Raw genomic sequence first — 20,480 nt, forward strand, 5'->3', positions numbered from 1 at the left:
AAAATATCCAAAAGAAGTTGGCGATATTGAAAAGACAGTTACAAGAACAATCAAATATAAATATGGTAAAGACACAGTCAAAGCTGATCAACAAGCAGCTGACCCAGTGACACAACCAGTTAAATTTGACAGAACAGTAACAGTTGATAAAGTAACCGGCAAAGTTACGGAAACAACACCATGGAAAATCGCTAAAGGATCAATGGATAAAGTAACTTCACCAGCGATCGCTGGTTACACACCAGATCAAGCTGAAGTTGCCAAAGAAACACCAAAAGAAACAGATAAAGATCAAACAATTGAAGTTATCTACCATGCCGATGATCAAAAAGCGACAGTCACATATGTTGATGACACAACTGGTGAAACAATTAGTGTTGAAAACTTAACTGGTAAAACAGGTACAACAAGTGATTACCGGACAAAAGCAACTATTGAAGCGCTTGAAAAGAAAGGTTATAAATTAATTTCTGATGATTATCCAGCAAATGGTGTAGTCTTTGATAGTGATACAAACAAAGATCAACAATTTACTGTTCATTTGGAACACTTAACTAAAGTGGTCACACCAGATGATCCAGGTAACCCAGATGAACCAATTAATCCTGAAGATCCAAATGGTCCAAAATATCCAAAAGAAACAACTAAGGATCATTTAGTCCAAGAAATTAAACGGACAATTCGTTACCAATACGAAGACGGATCACAAGCTCAACCAGATGTTGTTCAAACAGCCACATACCATCGAACAATGACAATTGATCGTGTAACAGGTAAAGTAATTGCAACATCAGCTTGGGTCTTAAAACAAGGTGATAATAATATCTTTAAAGCTGTTATCACACCTGAAATTGCAGGATACACACCAGATCGTAAACAAGTCGAACTTCTAGAAATTTCAGCAACAACAAAATCACAAGTTATTGTTGTCACATATAAGAAGAATGCAGCACCTAAGAAAGTCTTACCAAAAACAGGTGATGCAGCTCATATGCAAGCTAAAGCCTTAGGTGGGATTTTAGTAGGTATGAGTTCATTAATGGGCTTAATGGGATTCTTAGAAAAACGACGTAAAACAGAATAATCAATTCTAAAATAAGATGTAATTGATAATTGCCAGAGAGCTGACTGATAAAGCCAACTCTCTGGTTTTTTATTAATGTAAAAAGTTTTTAAATTGGCGTAAGAATGATATAATAAAGTGATTTTCTTTATTTTATAAAAAGTGTTAAAATGATAACTAAAAGATTAAATTAAAGAATTTAATAGATAAGTAATAGGAAGGAATTTATGATATGGCAAATTTCCTTAAACAATGGGTAGAGAGTGATAAACGTGAATTAAAACGTTTAGGACATATTGCAGATCGTGTTGAAGCACGTGCCGATGAAATGGCAGCTTTAACAGATGATGAATTAAAAGCTAAAACAACAGAATTTAAAGAACGTTACAAACAAGGTGAAACATTAGATCAATTATTACCAGAAGCTTTTGCGGTTTCGCGTGAAGCAGCTAAACGGATTTTAGGTTTATATCCATACCGTGTGCAAATTATCGGTGGGATTGTATTACATGAAGGTAACATCGCAGAAATGAGAACTGGTGAAGGTAAAACTTTAACAGCTACAATGCCTGTATATTTGAATGCTATTTCAGGTGAAGGGGTACACGTTGTTACAGTTAATGAATATCTTTCTGAACGTGATGCAACTGAAATGGGTGAACTTTATAATTGGTTAGGCTTAACAGTTGGGTTGAACGTTTCTAACAAAACACCAGAAGAAAAGCGTGAAGCTTATAACTCTGATATTACGTATTCCACTAATAGTGAGTTAGGGTTTGATTATTTACGTGATAATATGGTTGTGTACCGTGAAGATATGGTACAAAGACCATTGAATTTTGTTATTGTCGATGAAGTTGACTCCATCTTAATTGATGAAGCGCGGACACCGTTGATTATTTCTGGTCAAGCAACAGGAACAACAACTTTATATACAAGAACAGACCGATTTGCGAAAACTTTAGTTGAAGAAGATGATTATAAAGTTGATCTTGAATCAAAAACTATTTCTTTAACAGAAGAAGGTATTCGTAAAGGTGAAAAATATTTTGGATTAACAAACTTATATGATCCAGATAATATGGCATTAAACCACCACTTAGACAATGCTTTACGTGCTAACTATATTATGTTGCGTGATAAAGACTATGTGGTTAAAGAAGGCGAAGTATTAATCGTTGACCAATTTACTGGTCGTATTATGGATGGTCGTCGTTATTCCGATGGTTTACACCAAGCAATCGAAGCCAAAGAACATGTTGATATTGAAGAAGAAACAAAAACAATGGCCAATATCACATACCAAAACTTCTTCCGGATGTATAAGAAATTATCAGGTATGACAGGTACAGCCAAAACAGAAAAAGAAGAATTCCGTGAAATTTATAATATGGAAGTTATTTCCATTCCAACTAACCGTCCAATTTTACGTGATGATCGCTCTGATGTTTTATATCCTACATTAGCAAGTAAATTTAATGCGGTTGTTGCTGATATTAAGCAACGTCATGAAAATGGACAACCAGTCTTAGTCGGTACAGTAGCGGTTGAAACTTCTGAATTATTATCAGAATTATTAGATCAAGCTGGCGTACCACATGCTGTTTTAAATGCGAAAAACCATGCTCTTGAAGCTGAAATTATTATGAATGCTGGTCAACGTGGTGCTGTAACTATCGCAACAAATATGGCTGGTCGTGGTACTGATATTAAATTAGGACCTGGTGTGAAAGATTTAGGCGGTTTAGCTGTTATTGGTACAGAACGTCATGAATCTCGTCGTATTGATAATCAGTTACGTGGACGTGCTGGTCGTCAAGGTGATCCAGGTTTAACACAATTTTATCTTTCTTTAGAAGATGATTTGATGTTACGTTTTGGTTCCGAACGAATTAAAGACTTCTTAGAAAAAATGAAAGTAGCTGCTGATGATGCAGTTATTCAATCTAACTTGATTACAAAACAAGTTGAATCAGCACAAAAACGTGTTGAAGGTAATAACTACGATACTCGTAAACAAGTTTTACAATATGATGATGTTATGCGTGAACAACGTGAAATTATTTATGCACAACGTCAACAAGTTATTATGGAAGAAAACTCCTTGAAGCCAGTTATTATGCCGATTATTGAACGTACAGTAGGTTATGTTGTGAAAACACATACTCAAGGCGAACAAGCCAACTGGGATTTACAAGGTATCTTAGATTATGCGATTGCTAATATGGTGAATGAAGATAGTATTTCTTTAAGTGATTTAACTGGTAAATCAGCATCTGAAATTACTGATTACTTAATGGAACGTGCGCAAGCTAACTATGCCATGAAAGAAAAACAACTCTATGATGCAAGTCAAATGTTAGAATTTGAAAAAGTAGTTATCTTACGTGTTGTTGATAATCTTTGGACAGAACATATCGATGAAATGGATCAATTACGTCAATCGATTGGTTTACGTGGATATGGTCAGTTGAATCCACTCGTTGAATATCAAGCAGATGGTTTTAGAATGTTTAAACAAATGGTCGGAACAATCGAATCTGACATTACACGTTTATTCTTAAAAGCTGAAATTAGACAAAATATTAAACGCTAATAAAATTGATAAGAGCTGCGGCATAAAGATGCTCCAGCTCTTATTTTTTGGAGGAATATAAATGGAAATTAGTGATTATCGCCGCGAATTAGCGGAAATGGAAACAAAAATAAATGATTTTAGGGGGTCTCTTTGACTTAGATCAACTTCAAGAACAAATTGCTGAATATGAAGAAATGATGGCTGAACCTGAATTTTGGAATAATCAAGAAAAAGCAAAAAGTATTATTGCTGATAATAATTTGTTAAAAGAAAAATACGATACATTTCATGAATTAGATGAAGCTGTAGCTGAACTAGAAATGTTATTAGAGTTGTTAAGTGAGGATCCTGAAGATTTAGAAACTCAAAGTGAAATTGCCGATAAATATTTGGCTACCAAAGAACAACTGCAAGAATATCAATTGAATTTATTGTTAAATGGTGAATATGACCATAATAACGCCTTAATTGAAATTCATCCTGGTGCAGGTGGGACAGAATCCCAAGATTGGGGAGCAATGCTGTTTCGGATGTACACGCGGTGGGCAGAGCAACATAATTTCACGGTGGAAATTCTTGATTATCAAGCTGGTGATGAAGCTGGAGTTAAAAGTGTTTATTTCTTAGTCAAAGGACACAATGCTTTTGGGTATTTACAAGGCGAAAAAGGCGTGCATCGTTTAGTTCGGATTTCACCTTTTGATTCAGCAGGACGAAGACATACGTCATTTACATCTATTAATGTAATGCCAGAATTAGACGATTCAGTTGAGATTGAATTGAATCAAGATGATATTCAAATGGAAGTCTTCCGTGCTAGTGGTGCTGGTGGACAACATATTAATAAAACATCATCAGCTGTTCGCTTAACACACGTTCCGACCGGGATTGTGGTGTCTAGTCAGTCACAACGATCACAATTCCAAAATAGAGCAACTGCTGAAAGTATGTTACGTTCTAAATTGTATCAATTGGAAATGGAAGCTCAACAAAAAGAAAAAGAAAAAATTCAAGGTGAGCAATTAGATATTGGTTGGGGTTCACAAATTCGTTCATATGTTTTCCATCCTTATTCATTAGTGAAAGATCATCGGACTAATTGGGAAACCGGAAACGCTCAAGCTGTGATGGACGGTGCTTTGGATGATTTTATTAATGCTTACTTACAATGGAATTTACAAAATAAGTCATAAAAGCTTGAATTGCAATTAAAATGTAATATTTAACACGAAAAACGAACATAAAATGATGATATAATTAGAAATAGTCATAAAAAACTAAAAGGAGGCACCGAATCTTGATTGAATTTAAAAATGTTGTCAAACGTTATTCAGATGATGTTTGTGGTGCAAACCAATTAACCGTCAAAATTGAACAAGGTGAATTTGTATATATCGTTGGCCAAAGTGGTGCAGGTAAATCAACTTTTATCGAGTTGATGTATCGTGAAGAAAAAGCAACTTCAGGTCATATTAAAATTAATAACTATGTTTTAGAAAATATTGCTGATAAAGATGTTCCTTATCTACGTCGTGAATTAGGAATTATTTTCCAAGATTATAAATTATTACCACGTTTAACTGTTTTTGAAAATATTGCCTATGCAATGTATGTTATTGAAACAGAACCAGAAGAAGTTGAAAAACGTGTGACCGAACTCTTGGATATGGTTGGTTTAGCAGATAAACGTGATAACTTCCCAGATGAATTATCAGGTGGGGAACAACAACGTGTGTCAATTGCGCGTGCGATTGCTAACAAACCTAAAATTGTTATTGCCGATGAACCGACAGGTAACTTGGATCCAGCAACTTCTGATGATATTATGAATATTTTAGAAGAAATTAATGCTGAAGGAACAACAATTGTGATGGCAACACATAATAATCAAATTGTTGATGAATATAAGCATCGTGTTTTAGAAATTGCGGGCGGTAAAATAGTTCGTGATGAAGAAGGAGGAATCTATACTAATGAACAAGCAGACCTTTAAACGTCATCTTGTAGATAGTTTAACAAGTTTAAGACGTAATACATGGATGTCGGTTGCTGCGGTTGGTGCGGTTACGGTTACTTTGTTATTAGTTGGATTTTTACTATCTGTTTTAATGAATGTTAACAAAGTTGCTAGTGATATTGAAAATAATGTCCAAGTTCGCGTTATTATTGATCGTGGAACAAAAGAAAAAGGCATCAAACAAATTAAAAAATCACTGGAAAAAATTGATGGTGTTGAAAGTATCAAGTTTTCTAGTCGTAAACAAGAATTACACAATGTTGTAGGTGTTTACGGAAGTGAGTTCAAATTAATTAGTGGTGATCAAAACCCACTTTACGATGTGTATGTTGTGGATGCAAAAAATCCTGATAAAACCATCGAAGTGGCTAAGAAAGCTAAGAAAATCAAAAACGTTTATGATGCTAAATATGGTGGAACTTCAGCTAAGAAGCTCTTTAAGTTAGCTTCAAGTATTCAACATTGGGGAATCTTTATTAGTGTCTTACTCTTGTTCGTGGCAGTCTTCTTAATTGAAAATACGATTAAGATTACGATTATGTCACGGCAAAATGAAATTGAAATTATGCGTCTGGTAGGGGCAACAAATAGTTATATTCGTTGGCCATTTATCTTGGAAGGTGCTTGGACAGGTTTATTAGGAACAATTATTCCAATTTTCTTAACTGATTTTGGTTATAATATTGTTTACCGCGTAATGTCTAATTCCTTAAAAGGATCCGGTTATCAATTAGTTGCACCACATGTTCTTTTATTCCAAATTGATTTATTATTAATCGTAATTGGAATCGGGATTGGTGCTTTAGGTGCTGGTGTTTCCATGCGTCGTTTCTTAAAAATTTAAATTTCAAGCTAGTATTAAACAAGTGAGTTTAATGCTAGCTTTTTTGTTTGCTTTAAAAGATTTAAGGAAAGCTTTTTTTATGCGAATATTTTTGTAAAGGTTTCTATAAATTGATATACTGAAAATAAGACTTAAGGGAAGGGTTTTTAGATGATGATAGGGCTTACGATATTAGAATTTGGATTAGGTTTAATCATGCTTTTTGGCGTTTATCAGCGTCGTTTAAAAGCAGAACGGAAATTTTTTAAATTTGCAGTGAATAATGATTTTTATGAAAGTCGTTATTTTATAAAAATTGCATTATTAGGCTGTTTAATTGGATCAGTGATTACGGGATTGCTCGGCTTAGGAGTTTATCCAGAGTGGATATTTTTATATGAAGTTTTAAGTATAGTGGCATTACTATTTATTTCAGTCAGTGAGTGGAGCTTGTGGGCATTAGTATTGGCTAGTTTATTAACATTAATCACACATTGGTTTGATTTAAGTTGGTTACCATATAGTTATCAATATTTAGTGCCAATCTTTAGCGGTCATTTTGTGACGGGGCTATTAGGGTTAACATTTTTGTATTATGTAGTGAAAAGTTTACTTTTGAAAAAAACTAACTTATTGAATTTAAGTCCACGCATTACTAAAGGGAAACGTGGTCGCCGTGTTGCATATTATCGTTGGCAAGAATTTACGGTAGTTCCGTTGTTAGTATTTGTACCTGGAGATTTAATTAATCACTTTACAAATTGGTGGCCTATCTTGAAATTACCCGGGACTGATTTAGGGATTTTTATTTTGCCTTTATTTGTAGGTGGGTTATTAAAAATCAAAAAAGAATTTCCACAAGTGTTGTTGCATAAATATTATCAACATCAAACCAGAATGGCTTTACTAATGTTGATCGCAACTATTGTGAGTTATTTTATTCCACAAAAAATGCTGTTTGCTAGTTGTGTCTTTGGTGGTGTATTATTGTTAGAAATTTATGCATATATCAAGAATCAACGTCAAGATCAAAAAGCAGCACGCTGGTTTGTAGAAACAAAACAAGGTGTACGTGTGATTGCGGTTAAGGCCGAGACACCAGCTGCGAAAATGGGCTTACAACCCGGTGATACAATTATGACATGTAATAAAATTCCGGTTAATTCGGAAAATGAATTGTATGCAGCTTTACAAACTGATCCAGTGTATTGTCATTTAAAAGTCAGAACATATGCCGGTGATGATAAGATTACGGAGAGTGCTATTTTTGCCGATTCACCGCATGAAATTGGTTTATTATTATTCCGTGATGAAATGTAAAATATTAAATTAGAGGTGATTAAATGGCTCAGAAGAAAAAACTTATTCGACCTATTAAAGGAAGAATGTTATTAGGTGTCTGTGCTGGATTAGGACGTTATTTTAAAATAGATCCTAAAATCATTCGGGTTGCTTGGTTAGTGTTATTATTACTTGGTTTCATTAGTCGACGCTTTTTCTTAATTCCAGTTTTGGCATATTGTGTATTATTTGTGTTAATGCCAGCTGAAAAAATTAATTTACAAGATTATATGAAGTCATCATTTAGTGATTATCAAGAACAAGCAACACCAGAACATGATGAGAGAACACGGAAAACATTAACCGATGTTCAAGAACGAGATTTAAAATAAAAAGGAGTTTGATTTTAATGGGATTTTTACAACGTGTAGTTTTAAATAGTATTGTTTTTCTTGCGATGTCAGGATTTTTCCCGAATACATTATATGTAAATAGTTTCGCACTTGCTGTTTTGGCAGCTTTTGTTTTAGGGCTTTTGAATATGTTTGTGAAGCCGATTTTAGTAATTTTATCATTACCAATTACAATATTAACTTTGGGTGTGTTTTATCTCTTTATTAATGCCTTTATGTTGGAATTAACAGCGAAATTGATGGGCAATGCCTTTCAATTGAATGGATTTAGTTCTGCATTGCTAGTGGCAGTTATCTTAAGTATCGTCAATACAATCATTACAAGTTATGTTGAAAAATAATTAAAAACAGTCATTTGAGAGGGAGATTGTCATGAATCAAGTAAGTGTCGCAAAGTTAATTCAAGAGAATAATTTAACTGTTTACACGGGCGAAGAATATATTAAAGAACGCTATATTACTACAAGTGATATTTCACGGCCAGGGTTAGAATTAACTGGTTATTTTGACTATTATCCAGCTGAACGTGTTCAATTGTTAGGTATGACAGAAATTAGTTATATGGAGCAAATGGATCAAGCTAAGTTAACCGAATATGCAGATGTTTTATGTGGAACGATCACACCTTGTTTTGTGGTGGCGCGTGCTTTAGAAATTCCCGAACAATTAAAAGATGCGGCTATGCGCCATCATATTCCGATTTTACGTTCGAAATTACCAACAACACGACTATTGGCTAAGATGACTGATTTTTTAGAATCGAGTTTAGCAGAACGAAAATCGATGCATGGTGTTTTAGTTGATATTTATGGTTTAGGTGTATTAATTACTGGTAATTCAGGAATTGGTAAATCTGAAATTGGTTTAGATTTGATTAAACGGGGACACCGCTTAATCGCAGATGATCGTGTAGAAGTTTATCAACAAGATGAACAAACAATTATGGGTGAAGCGCCTGCTATTTTACGTCACTTATTAGAAATTCGTGGTATTGGGATTATTAATGTGATGGATTTATTTGGTGTTAGTGCTGTTTTACAAAATACAACAATTGATTTAATTGTTAATTTAGAAGCTTGGGATAAGGATAAACAGTTTGATCGTTTAGGTACCGGAGAACAACTTGTCCAAATCTTTGATGTTGATTTACCAAAAATTGATATCCCAGTTAAAATTGGTCGGAATTTATCAATTATTATTGAAGTTGCTGCGATGAATTATCGGGCAAAAACAATGGGCTATGATGCAACAAAAGCCTTTGAACAAAATCTTTACAAGTTAATCGAACAAAATTCGAAACATTAAAAAATAGAGGAGCGGTTTTTAAATGGAAGGAATTATCGCCAAAATTAATCCGATTGCCTTTGTTTTAGGACCTTTTGAAGTCCATTGGTACGGAATTATTATTGCTTGCGGAATGTTATTAGCGGTGATTTTGTCCGTTCGTGAAGGTAATCGACACGGAATCGCTGAAGATGATATTTATGATTTGTTATTATGGGGTCTCCCAGTCGCTTTGATCTGCGCACGCGCTTATTATGTGATTTTTCAGTGGTCGTATTATAGTCAACATTTGAATCAAGTTTATCGTATCTGGGATGGTGGGATTGCGATTTATGGTGGTTTAATTGGTGCGGCAATTGTTTTATTAGTGTTATGTTACCGCAAAATACAATCACCTTGGTTAATGTTAGATGTGATTGCACCAAATGTGATTTTAGCACAAGGGATTGGCCGTTGGGGTAATTTTGTGAATCAAGAAGCCCACGGGAAAGCAACAACATTATCATTTTTACAAGATTTACACTTACCACAATTTATTATTAATCAAATGCAAATTAATGGTATTTATTACCAACCAACATTCTTGTATGAGTCTGTATGGGATATCTTAGGTTTTCTTGTTCTCATTAGTTTGCGTCGTTGTAATCATTGTTTGAAACAAGGAGAAGTCTTTTTAGGCTATTTAATCTGGTATTCATTTGGACGCTTTTTCATTGAAGGAATGCGGACAGATAGTTTAATGTTAGGTCAATTACGTGTTTCACAATGGTTATCATTAATTTTATTCTTTGGTGCATTAATTGTTATTATCATTCGCCGTAAAAAAGATCCGCAAAATCCCTGGTACACACAAGCTCATTATTAATGAAATTTTAAAACATAAAGCTAGCTTACTTACTAAAAGTGAGTTATAATCTTGTTATAAATAAAATATGAAAAACGATCGAGGAAGTGGATTAAAAATGACAAAACAATATGATGTAATCGTAATTGGTGCCGGTCCTGGTGGGATGACAGCAGCGTTATATGCTTCTCGTGCTAACTTATCTGTTTTGATGTTAGAACGTGGTAGCTACGGTGGCCAAATGAACAACACAGCTGAAGTAGAAAATTATACAGGATTTAAAACAATTTTAGGACCAGAATTATCTGAAGAAATGTATCAAAGTGCTACACAATTTGGTGCAGAATACGCTTATGGTATGGTTGAAAGTGTAACAGTTCAAGAAGATGGTACAAAAATCGTTAAAACAGATTCTGCAGAATTCGAAACAAAAGCATTAGTTATTGCGACAGGTTCTGAATATCGTAAATTAGGTATTCCAGGTGAAGCAGAATATAGTGGACGTGGTGTTTCTTATTGCGCAATCTGTGATGGTGCCTTCTTTAGAAATAAAAAACTTGCAGTCATTGGTGGTGGAGATTCCGCTGTTGAAGAAGGTGCTTACCTTACACAATTAGCTGAAAGTGTTACAATTATTCACCGTCGTGATGAATTACGTGCCCAAAAGATTTTACAAGATCGTGCATTTGCTAATGATAAGATTGAGTTTATGTGGGATACAGTTGCAACTGAAATTGTTGGCGATGGTCAAAAAGTTATTGGTTTGAAACTATATAACAAGAAAACAGAAGTTACAACTGAATTACCATTTGATGGTGTCTTCATCTATGTTGGTTCTGTTCCATTGTCAAAACCATTCCTTGATTTAGGAATTACTGATGAAAATGGTTGGGTGCTTACAAACGATAAGATGGAAACAAACATTCCAGGTGTTTATGCAATTGGTGATGTTCGTTTGAAAGACTTACGTCAAATTACGACAGCTGTTGGTGATGGTGCCATTGCTGGACAAGAAGCATACAAGTATTTAGAAAGCTTAAAATAATTTCATTGAGCTATCAACAGGAAACTGTTGATAGCTTTTTTTAATACTTTGAACGGAATAGAAAATATTTTATGAAAGCGTTTCAGTGTAGTATAATTAATTTGAGTAAGAAGAAAAAGGAGTGTTAGGTATGGAATGGAAACAAACGTATGAAATTTGGAAAAACAATCCAACATTAGCTGAAAATTTAAAAATTGAATTAGATCAATTAATCGATGATGAAAACGCCTTAGAAGATGCTTTTTATGCTCCCTTAGAATTTGGGACAGCCGGAATGCGTGGCTTGTTAGGTGCGGGGATTAACCGGATGAACATCTATACAGTACGTCAAGCTACAGAAGGTGTGGCATTATGGATGGATACTTTAACACCAGAACAAAAAGAACGTGGTGTGGCAATCAGTTATGATTCCCGTCATTTTTCACAAGAGTTTGCTTTTGAAGCCGGACGTGTTTTAGGGGCTCATGGGATTCCAGCGTATGTTTTTGAAAGTTTACGACCAACACCAGAATTATCCTATGCTGTACGTCACTTGCATACTTATGCCGGTATTATGATTACAGCTAGTCATAACCCAAGCGCTTATAATGGTTATAAAATTTACGGTGAAGATGGCGCACAAATGCCACCAAAAGAATCTGATTTGATTACTAAATATATTCGTGAAGTCAAAGATGTTTTTGCGATTGAAGTGGCTGATCAAGCAGAATTAATTGAGCAAGGAACATTAAAGATTATTGGTGATGATGTTGATCAAGCTTATTTAGCAGAAGTTAAGAAAGTGACAATTGATCATGAATTAGTGGCAACTGAAGGAAAAACACTTAAAATGATCTATACTCCATTGCACGGAACAGGCGCAATGTTAGGTGAACGTGCTTTATTACAAGCCGGATTTGAAAACTTTACAATGGTTAAAGAACAAGCTATCCCAGATGGTGATTTTCCAACTGTAGCCAAACCTAACCCTGAAGATGAAGCAGCCTTTGATATGGCGATTCAATTAGGTAAAGAACAAGCAGCTGATTTATTAGTAGCTGTGGATCCAGATGCTGATCGATTAGGTGCAGCAGTCCGCCAACCTGATGGAGAATATCAATTATTAACTGGGAATCAAATTGCTGCTTTGATGTTAGACTATATTTTAACAGCTCATCAAAAATTAGGTACCTTACCTGAAAATGGAGCAGTTGTAAAATCAATCGTGTCTAGTGAATTTGCGACAGCCATTGCGAAAAGTTATAACGTGGAAATGGTTAATGTTTTAACTGGGTTTAAATTTATTGCGGAACAAATTAAAAATTACGAAACAACTCATGAACATACATTCTTATTAGGTTTTGAAGAAAGTTTCGGATATTTAATTCGACCTTTTGTTCGGGATAAAGATGCTATTCAATCGTTGGTAATGTTAGCTGAAGTGGCAGCTTACTATAAACAAGCTGGTAAAAATTTATATGATGGTTTACAAGAATTGTTTGAAAAATATGGCTACTTTGCAGAAAAGACAATTTCATTAACTTTTGATGGGATTGAAGGTGCGCAAAAAATTAAAGATTTAATGATTAAATTTAGAGCAACAACACCAACTGCTTTTGGTTCTGAAAAAGTAGTTGTTGTGGAAGATTTTGCCACATCTATTCGCAAAGTAGATTTAGCTGAAACAACAATTGAATTACCAAAAGCCAATGTTTTAAAATATATTTTAAGTGATGGTAGTTGGATTGCAATTCGTCCATCAGGAACAGAACCTAAAATTAAATTCTATATTGGTGCTATGGCTGATAGTGAAGCAGCTGTGTTGGCGAAACGGGCTGAATTTGAAGCAAGTATTATGGCTTTGATTGACTAAAATTAATTCATAAATAAAACGTTTATTTGATTTTTGGGATCAAATAAACGTTTTTTTGTTTGGAGTCATAGTCTAATTTAAATACGCAAAATTATGCTAAAATAGTAAGTAGAATTTAAACGGAATAGAGAGGTTGTGAATGGCAGTGATACCGACAAAAACAGTTAACAAATTTGATTTACAAGCTAAATATCAACCAACTGGAGATCAACCAAAAGCAATTGCTGAATTAACTGCCGGTTTGCAAGCAGGTGAAAAATCGCAAATTTTATTAGGTGCGACCGGTACTGGGAAAACTTTTACGATTGCTAATGTGATTAAGAATGCTGGCAAACCAACTTTAGTTTTAGCACATAATAAAACTTTAGCAGGACAGTTGTATAGTGAATTAAAAGAATTTTTCCCTAATAATGCAGTTGAATATTTTGTGAGTTACTATGATTATTATCAACCAGAAGCATATGTACCTTCGAGTGATACTTATATTGAAAAAGATGCGAGTGTTAATGATGAAATTGATCAATTACGCCACTCAGCCACAAGTTCACTCTTAGAAAGAAATGATGTAATTGTTGTTGCGTCAGTATCTTCAATTTTTGGTTTAGGTGATCCACGTGAATATTCAGAACATGCTTTTACATTGCAAGTTGGACAAGAAATTAGTCGTGAAGCAGTATTAGAACAGTTAGTTGATATGCAATTTGATCGTAATGATCTTGATTTTCAACGGGGACGCTTTCGTGTACGAGGCGATATTATTGAAATTTTCCCCGCTTCACATGATGAACGCGCTTTGCGGGTAGAATTTTTTGGCGATGAAATTGATCGGATTCGTGAAATTGATCCGTTGACTGGGAATAGTTTAGTTGAACGTGATAATATTTTGATTTTTCCAGCAACTCACTTTATTGCGAGTGATGCTACGATGGAAAGTGCAATTGCCGGGATTGAAGCTGAGTTAAAAGAACATTTAGTAACTTTAGAACAACAAGGCAAGTTGCTCGAAGCACAACGGATTAAACAAAGAACGGAATATGATATCGAGATGTTGCGTGAGATGGGATATTGTAATGGGATTGAAAATTATTCACGACAAATGGAAGGCCGTAATGAAGGCGAGCCACCATACACGTTATTGGATTTCTTTCCGAAAGATTTTTTAATCGTGGTGGATGAAGCGCATGTGACAATGCCACAAGTTCGTGGCATGTATAAAGGTGATGCAGCGCGTAAAAATATGTTAATTGATTATGGTTTTCGTTTGCCAAGTGCTTTAGATAATCGTCCGTTACGCTTAGAAGAATTTGAAGAACATGTGAATCAAATTATATACATGTCAGCTACACCGGGTGAATATGAAAAAGGCCAAACTGACCATGTGGTCCAACAAATTATTCGGCCGACAGGATTACTTGATCCAACAATTGATGTTCGAGAAAGTATGGGCCAAATGGATGATTTATTGGCTGAAATTCAAACACGTGTCGAACGCCAAGAACGAGTTTTTGTGACAACATTAACTAAAAAAATGGCGGAAGATTTGACGGATTATTTTAAAGAAATGGGCATTAAAGTTAAATATTTACACTCGGATATTAAAACGCTTGAACGTACAGAAATTGTCCGTGATTTACGTTTAGGTAAATTTGATGTGTTAGTAGGGATTAATTTGTTGCGGGAAGGAATCGATGTCCCAGAAGTTTCATTAGTAGCTATTTTAGATGCAGATAAAGAAGGGTTTTTAAGAAATGAACGATCTTTAATTCAAACAATTGGTCGAGCTGCCCGGAATGAGCACGGTCATGTAATTATGTATGCAGATAAAATAACGGCCTCAATGCAAGCTGCCATTGAAGAAACAAAAAGACGGCGGAGTATGCAAGAACAATATAATCAAGAACATGGAATTACGCCAACAACAATTAAAAAACCAGTGCGTGATAAAATCTCTTTAGCGACCGCTAAAAATCAAGCAAAACCAGCTAATGAAATTGATTTTACGAAATTAAGTAAAGCTGAACAACAAGAATTGTTGCATAATTTAGAAGTGCAAATGAAACAAGCTGCGAAAGATTTAGATTTCGAAGGTGCAACTGAATTACGTGATACAATTATTGAATTAAAGAGTCAAGCTAAGTAAAAGGAGCGAAAGTTATGGCACAAAATGAAATTGAAATTCGGGGTGCACGCGCTCATAATTTAAAAAATATTAATGTTAAAATTCCTAAAAATGAAATTGTAGTTATTACTGGTTTGTCAGGATCGGGTAAAAGTTCTTTAGCATTTGATACATTATATGCTGAAGGACAAAGACGCTATGTTGAAAGTTTATCAGCTTATGCGCGACAATTTTTAGGGCAAATGGATAAACCTGATGTTGATGCGATTGATGGTTTGTCACCAGCTATTTCCATAGATCAAAAAACGACTTCCAAAAATCCACGGTCGACAGTGGGAACAGTGACGGAAATTAGTGATTATTTACGCTTGTTATGGGCGCGTGTGGGAACACCGGTTTGTCCGAATGATCATCAAGTGATTGCACGTCATTCACCAGAACAAATGGTTGAACAAATTTTAAAATATCCAGCAAGAACTAGAATTCAAATTTTAGCTCCAATAGCACGACAAGAAACAGGAACATTAGAACATTTATTGGCGAAAGTGAAACAAGAAGGTTTTGTTCGTATTGTTTTAGATGGGACATTATATGATATTGAAGATGAAATCGAAATTGATGAAAAGCAAGCACACGATTTAGCTGTTATTGTCGATCGCATTGTTTTAAAAGAAGGTATCAGAAGTCGGTTGTTTGAATCTTTAGAAGCAGCTCTTCAAATTGGTAAAGGTTATGTTAATGTTGATTTGAATCAAGGTGAAGAGGTTTTACAATTTTCAGAACATTTTGCATGTCCTTATTGTGGATTTACTTTATCTGAGTTAGAACCTCGATTATTTTCTTTTAATGCACCATATGGAGCTTGTCCAGAATGTGATGGTTTAGGCGAGAAAATTGAAGTCGATTTAGATTTAGTTGTACCAGATCCCAGCAAAACTATTCAAGAAGGTGTTTTTGCACCATGGGAACCAGTTCGTTCACAATATTATCCGGTGTTATTAGAACAAGCTTGTGAATTTTTTAAGATACCAACTGATAAACCATTTAATAAGTTAACTCCTAAACAACAAAAGTTATTATTATATGGTAACCAAGAAAAGAAATTCCATTTTGTTTTTAATTCGGATAAAGGTCCTTCTCGTGATAGTGAAATGTATTTTGAAGGTGTCATTCCGAATGTCGATCGCCGTTATCATAATTCTCCAAGTAATTATACGCGTGAACAAATGGGCCGTTATATGCAACGGTTAACTTGCCAGGCTTGTCATGGTTATCGTTTAAACGAAGAAGCTTTGTCGGTGCAAGTGGATGGGAAAAATATTGGTCAAGTTAGTGAATTAGCCATTCAAGATGCGTTAACATTTTTTAGTAATTTGGAATTTTCTGAAGAAAAAACAATGATTGCAGAACCGATTTTAAAAGAAATTCAAGCTAGATTAACCTTTTTACAAAATGTTGGTTTAGATTATTTAACATTAAGTCGTTCGGCGCGGACTTTATCTGGTGGTGAAGCCCAACGGATTCGTTTAGCAACGCAAATTGGCTCGAATTTATCTGGGGTGATGTATGTTTTAGATGAACCATCAATTGGATTACATCAACGAGATAACGATCGTTTGTTAGCTTCATTACAAAAGATGCGCGATTTAGGTAATACATTAATTGTAGTTGAACACGATGAAGATACCATGTTGGCGGCTGATTATTTGATTGATATGGGTCCAGGAGCTGGTCAAGATGGGGGACAAATTGTTGCTCAAGGAACACCACAAGCAGTTATGAAGAATCAAGCTTCGTTAACTGGGCAATATTTATCTGGTAAAAAGAAAATTCCGGTTCCTAAAACACGGCGTTTAGGTAACGGAAAGAAAATTACTGTTGTGGGTGCCGCTGAAAATAATTTACAAGATTTGACAGTTGATTTCCCGTTAGGAACTTTAACGGCTGTTACGGGAGTATCAGGATCAGGAAAATCCACTTTGATTAATCAAATTTTAAAACGAGCAATTGCGCAAAAACTGTATCACAATTTACAAAAACCGGGGAAATATAAACAAATTCAAGGGTTAGATCATATTGAAAAAATGATTAATATTGATCAAAGTCCAATTGGTCGCACCCCACGAAGTAATCCGGCGACATATACAGGCGTATTTGACGATATTAGAACATTATTTGCTGAAACAAATCAAGCTAAATTGCGTGGATATAGTAAAGGGAGATTTAGTTTTAATGTGAAAGGCGGCCGTTGTGAAGTTTGTCGTGGTGATGGTATTAAGAAAATTGAAATGAATTTCTTGCCAGATGTTTATGTACCATGTGAAGTTTGTCATGGCACGCGATATAATTCTGAAACTTTAGAAGTTGAGTATAAAGGGAAAAATATTGCGGATGTTTTAAATATGACTGTGGCACAAGCTTTAGAGTTTTTTGCGCCTATTCCTAAAATTAAACGTAAGTTAACAACTTTAGCTGATGTGGGTTTGAGTTATGTGAGTTTAGGTCAATCAGCAACGACTTTATCTGGTGGGGAAGCTCAACGGATGAAATTAGCTGCAGAATTATATAAGAAATCTACGGGTGATACATTATATATTTTGGATGAGCCGACAACAGGATTACATGTAGCTGATATTAGTCGCTTATTAAAAGTGTTAGAACGTTTAGTTGAAAAAGGTAATACTGTGATTGTGATTGAACATAATTTGGATGTTATTAAAACTGCAGATTATGTCATTGATTTAGGTCCAGAAGGTGGAGCGAATGGTGGCCAGGTGGTCGCTACCGGAACTCCCGAAGAAATTATTCAAGTACCAAAGAGTTATACAGGGCAATATTTACGTAAATATTTAGAATAACTAAAATTTGTCGTTAACCATTGCAAACAGATATGAAAATGATAAAGTAAAAGAGTAAATATTATAGAGTAGGAAGTGCTAAAAATGGCAGAAGTTGAAAGTTTTACATTAGATCATACAGCAGTCAAGGCACCATATGTGCGTTTAATTTCCGTAGAAGAAGGACCAAAAGGCGATAAAATTTCTAATTTTGATCTTCGTTTAGTTCAACCAAATGAAAATGCAATTCCAACAGCAGGTTTGCATACGATTGAACATATGTTAGCTGGATATTTACGTGACCATTTAGAAGGAGTTATTGATTGTTCTCCATTTGGTTGTCGGACAGGTTTTCATTTAATCGTTTGGGGTGAACCAACAGCGAAAGAAGTAGCCTTAGCATTGAAAGCTTCTTTAGAATCAATCGTTAAAGCAACTTGGGAAGATGTTCAAGGAACTGATATTAAGAGTTGTGGTAATTATCGTGATCATTCTTTATTCTCAGCGCAAGAATGGTGTGAAAAAATCTTAGCTGAAGGTATTTCAAGTGAACCATTTGAAAGAAATGTTATTTAAAATAAAAGCGTCCATGAAGATCGTCAGATAAATTAATCTGACGATCTTTTTTCCTATAATATTTGATTGAACTCCGTCTCAGATACAGTTAAAATAAAGCTAGCAGTTTAAATTGAAAAAGGTAGGTAAAACAAGCAACCATGGGTGGAAAATATAGAAGTGTTTTTGATATTATCGGACCTGCGATGATCGGACCATCTAGTTCACATACAGCTGGAGCCGTAGCGATTGGACGGAAAGCACGACAAATTTTTGCGGATGAGATTAAATCAGTACGAGTAGATCATTATGAATCATTTGCGATGACACATAAGGGTCATGGTACTGATTATGCTTTAGCAGCTGGTGTATTAGGCATGGAACCAGATGATTCACGGGTACCACAAGCAGTTGAAGTTGCCCGAGACCAAGGTATTCAGATTGATTTTATTGAACATACAGAACCAAGTCCAATTCATCATCCGAATACAGCAATTTTAACAATTAAAAATGAACACAAAGAAGTAGTGGTTGCTGGTTGTTCAGTTGGTGGAGGCACAATTGAATTACGGGAAATCCAAATCGATGGTGTTACTATTCGACCAACAGGTCCTTTACCAATGTTGTTAACATGGATTCAAGTAGAACAGATGTTTACGATTGAAAACATGATTACCGCAGGTGGTTCGAGTGTTTTAAAAATAATAACCCAGGAAATAAATCAAGAAACAGTATTAGTGATTTATGAATTAGATAAAAGACCAAACGTAAAAGTTTTAGCTGACTTACAAGACGCCTGTCAGCAAGTCGTTTGTTTATAGGAGGAAGAGTTAATGTATAAAACTGTTGCTGAAATTGTAACAGCAGCCGAAGAACGAGAACTTCCAATTTGGCGCTTAATCTTAGAACAAGAAATGGATTATACGCAAGAATCACAAACGGTTGTTTGGCGAAAAATGCGTAATCAGTTAAATGTTATGAAAGAAGCAGTTGAACGCGGTACAAAAGGAGAAGGTGTTTTTTCTCCGACTGGTTTAACAGGTGGCGAAGCAGTTAAAATGAAAAAATATCGAGAAGCTGGTAAAGGATTATCAGGTGATTTGATGTTATGGGCAATGGAAAATGCGATTGCGACTAATGAAGTCAATGCTTCGATGGGGGTAATTTGTGCCACACCAACAGCGGGGTCTTCTGGTACGTTACCGGGTGTCTTATTTGCGATTGATAAAAAATTGAATTTAACTGAAGAACAAATGATTGAATTTTTATTTACAGCGAGTGCCTTTGGGATGGTTACAGCGAATAATGCAATGATTGCTGGGGCGACTGGCGGGTGTCAAGCTGAAGTCGGGAGTGCTTCTGCTATGGCGGCTGCGGCTGCGGTTGAATTGAATGGCGGAACACCAACGCAAGCAGCGGAAGCTTTTGCGATGGCCATGAGTAATTTATTAGGTTTAGTTTGTGATCCGGTTGCCGGTTTAGTTGAGTTACCATGTGTTAAAAGAAATGTTGTTGGTGCAGTTAATGCGTTAGCTGCAGCGGATATGGCTTTAGCTGGTTTAGAAAATAAAATTCCGGCAGATGAAGTTATTCAAGCAATGAAAGAAATTGGACAAGGTATGCCAGCATCACTCAGAGAAACAGGTCAAGGTGGTTTGGCCGCAACACCAACCGGGATTCGCATGCGGATGAAAATTTTTGGAGAGTCAATTAATTTAAATCAAAATGAAGATTAAAGAAAAGCGTTGTTGGTGATAACAACGCTTTTT

Annotated in this window: 17 protein-coding genes; all 17 read left to right on the forward strand. The window is 35.2% G+C overall.

What is annotated here, in order from left to right; all coding sequences use genetic code 11:
• Positions 1–1,084 (forward strand): mucin-binding protein (locus G540_RS07445; protein ID WP_035463476.1); only part of this gene is annotated, 1,084 nt, incomplete at its 5' end.
• Positions 1,085–1,295: 211 nt separating this feature from the next.
• Entirely contained in the window at positions 1,296–3,659 is a 2,364-nt protein-coding gene (gene secA, locus G540_RS0101170; protein ID WP_027106507.1) for a preprotein translocase subunit SecA, read from the forward strand.
• 61 nt (positions 3,660–3,720) lie between these two features.
• A protein-coding gene (prfB, locus tag G540_RS0101175; RefSeq protein ID WP_152973819.1) for a peptide chain release factor 2 occupies positions 3,721–4,834 on the forward strand; the annotation gives its coding sequence in 2 pieces (ribosomal slippage) (positions 3,721–3,792 and positions 3,794–4,834; 1,113 coding nt in all).
• Between the two features lie 104 nt (positions 4,835–4,938).
• The gene (ftsE, locus tag G540_RS0101180) at positions 4,939–5,634 is read left to right on the forward strand and encodes a cell division ATP-binding protein FtsE (protein WP_027106509.1); all 696 of its coding nucleotides are present in this window, start codon (positions 4,939–4,941) and stop codon (positions 5,632–5,634) included.
• Positions 5,615–6,502, forward strand: coding sequence for a permease-like cell division protein FtsX (ftsX, locus tag G540_RS0101185; protein WP_027106510.1), 888 nt, complete (start codon positions 5,615–5,617; stop codon positions 6,500–6,502). The genes ftsE and ftsX overlap by 20 nt, the downstream gene beginning before the upstream one ends.
• 150 nt (positions 6,503–6,652) lie before the next feature.
• On the forward strand, positions 6,653–7,801 hold the full coding sequence (locus G540_RS0101190) for a PDZ domain-containing protein (RefSeq protein ID WP_027106511.1): 1,149 nt from the start codon (positions 6,653–6,655) through the stop codon (positions 7,799–7,801).
• A gap of 23 nt (positions 7,802–7,824) precedes the next feature.
• The gene (locus G540_RS07205) at positions 7,825–8,154 is read left to right on the forward strand and encodes a PspC domain-containing protein (RefSeq protein WP_051188910.1); all 330 of its coding nucleotides are present in this window, start codon (positions 7,825–7,827) and stop codon (positions 8,152–8,154) included.
• Positions 8,155–8,171: 17 nt separating this feature from the next.
• The gene (locus tag G540_RS0101200) at positions 8,172–8,516 is read left to right on the forward strand and encodes a phage holin family protein (RefSeq protein WP_027106512.1); all 345 of its coding nucleotides are present in this window, start codon (positions 8,172–8,174) and stop codon (positions 8,514–8,516) included.
• A gap of 31 nt (positions 8,517–8,547) precedes the next feature.
• Entirely contained in the window at positions 8,548–9,480 is a 933-nt protein-coding gene (gene hprK / locus G540_RS0101205; RefSeq protein WP_027106513.1) for an HPr(Ser) kinase/phosphatase, read from the forward strand.
• 22 nt (positions 9,481–9,502) lie between these two features.
• Positions 9,503–10,324 (forward strand): prolipoprotein diacylglyceryl transferase, encoded by an 822-nt coding sequence (gene lgt / locus G540_RS0101210; protein WP_027106514.1) that lies wholly within the window; start codon positions 9,503–9,505, stop codon positions 10,322–10,324.
• A 97-nt stretch (positions 10,325–10,421) separates the two neighbouring features.
• Entirely contained in the window at positions 10,422–11,348 is a 927-nt protein-coding gene (gene trxB / locus G540_RS0101215) for a thioredoxin-disulfide reductase (protein ID WP_027106515.1), read from the forward strand.
• 130 nt (positions 11,349–11,478) lie between these two features.
• Positions 11,479–13,200, forward strand: a complete 1,722-nt coding sequence (locus G540_RS0101220; protein WP_027106516.1) for a phospho-sugar mutase — start codon at positions 11,479–11,481, stop codon at positions 13,198–13,200.
• 139 nt (positions 13,201–13,339) lie between these two features.
• Positions 13,340–15,340, forward strand: coding sequence for an excinuclease ABC subunit UvrB (gene uvrB, locus G540_RS0101225; protein WP_152973820.1), 2,001 nt, complete (start codon positions 13,340–13,342; stop codon positions 15,338–15,340).
• Between the two features lie 14 nt (positions 15,341–15,354).
• A complete protein-coding gene (gene uvrA, locus G540_RS0101230) occupies positions 15,355–18,177 on the forward strand; it encodes an excinuclease ABC subunit UvrA (RefSeq protein WP_027106518.1) in 2,823 nt (940 codons plus the stop codon).
• 84 nt (positions 18,178–18,261) lie between these two features.
• Complete coding sequence (locus G540_RS0101235) at positions 18,262–18,732, forward strand: S-ribosylhomocysteine lyase (protein WP_027106519.1); 471 nt, start codon at positions 18,262–18,264, stop codon at positions 18,730–18,732.
• A gap of 140 nt (positions 18,733–18,872) precedes the next feature.
• Positions 18,873–19,532 (forward strand): serine dehydratase beta chain, encoded by a 660-nt coding sequence (locus G540_RS0101240; RefSeq protein WP_027106520.1) that lies wholly within the window; start codon positions 18,873–18,875, stop codon positions 19,530–19,532.
• Between the two features lie 12 nt (positions 19,533–19,544).
• Entirely contained in the window at positions 19,545–20,447 is a 903-nt protein-coding gene (gene sdaAA / locus G540_RS0101245; protein WP_027106521.1) for an L-serine ammonia-lyase, iron-sulfur-dependent, subunit alpha, read from the forward strand.
• The last annotated feature ends 33 nt before the right edge of the window (positions 20,448–20,480 follow it).

Source organism: Ligilactobacillus ceti DSM 22408, assembly GCF_000423245.1.
GTDB classification, from domain to species: domain Bacteria; phylum Bacillota; class Bacilli; order Lactobacillales; family Lactobacillaceae; genus Ligilactobacillus; species Ligilactobacillus ceti.

Excerpts from the sequence above, each read along its gene's own strand:
- secA (WP_027106507.1), top strand. The coding sequence starts at position 1,296 with ATGGCAAATTTCCTTAAACAATGGGTAGAGAGTGATAAACGTGAATTA.
- ftsX (WP_027106510.1), top strand. The coding sequence starts at position 5,615 with ATGAACAAGCAGACCTTTAAACGTCATCTTGTAGATAGTTTAACAAGT.
- G540_RS0101190 (WP_027106511.1), top strand. The coding sequence starts at position 6,653 with ATGATGATAGGGCTTACGATATTAGAATTTGGATTAGGTTTAATCATG.
- G540_RS07205 (WP_051188910.1), top strand. The coding sequence starts at position 7,825 with ATGGCTCAGAAGAAAAAACTTATTCGACCTATTAAAGGAAGAATGTTA.
- G540_RS0101200 (WP_027106512.1), top strand. The coding sequence starts at position 8,172 with ATGGGATTTTTACAACGTGTAGTTTTAAATAGTATTGTTTTTCTTGCG.
- hprK (WP_027106513.1), top strand. The coding sequence starts at position 8,548 with ATGAATCAAGTAAGTGTCGCAAAGTTAATTCAAGAGAATAATTTAACT.
- lgt (WP_027106514.1), top strand. The coding sequence starts at position 9,503 with ATGGAAGGAATTATCGCCAAAATTAATCCGATTGCCTTTGTTTTAGGA.
- trxB (WP_027106515.1), top strand. The coding sequence starts at position 10,422 with ATGACAAAACAATATGATGTAATCGTAATTGGTGCCGGTCCTGGTGGG.
- G540_RS0101220 (WP_027106516.1), top strand. The coding sequence starts at position 11,479 with ATGGAATGGAAACAAACGTATGAAATTTGGAAAAACAATCCAACATTA.
- uvrB (WP_152973820.1), top strand. The coding sequence starts at position 13,340 with ATGGCAGTGATACCGACAAAAACAGTTAACAAATTTGATTTACAAGCT.
- uvrA (WP_027106518.1), top strand. The coding sequence starts at position 15,355 with ATGGCACAAAATGAAATTGAAATTCGGGGTGCACGCGCTCATAATTTA.
- G540_RS0101235 (WP_027106519.1), top strand. The coding sequence starts at position 18,262 with ATGGCAGAAGTTGAAAGTTTTACATTAGATCATACAGCAGTCAAGGCA.
- G540_RS0101240 (WP_027106520.1), top strand. The coding sequence starts at position 18,873 with ATGGGTGGAAAATATAGAAGTGTTTTTGATATTATCGGACCTGCGATG.
- sdaAA (WP_027106521.1), top strand. The coding sequence starts at position 19,545 with ATGTATAAAACTGTTGCTGAAATTGTAACAGCAGCCGAAGAACGAGAA.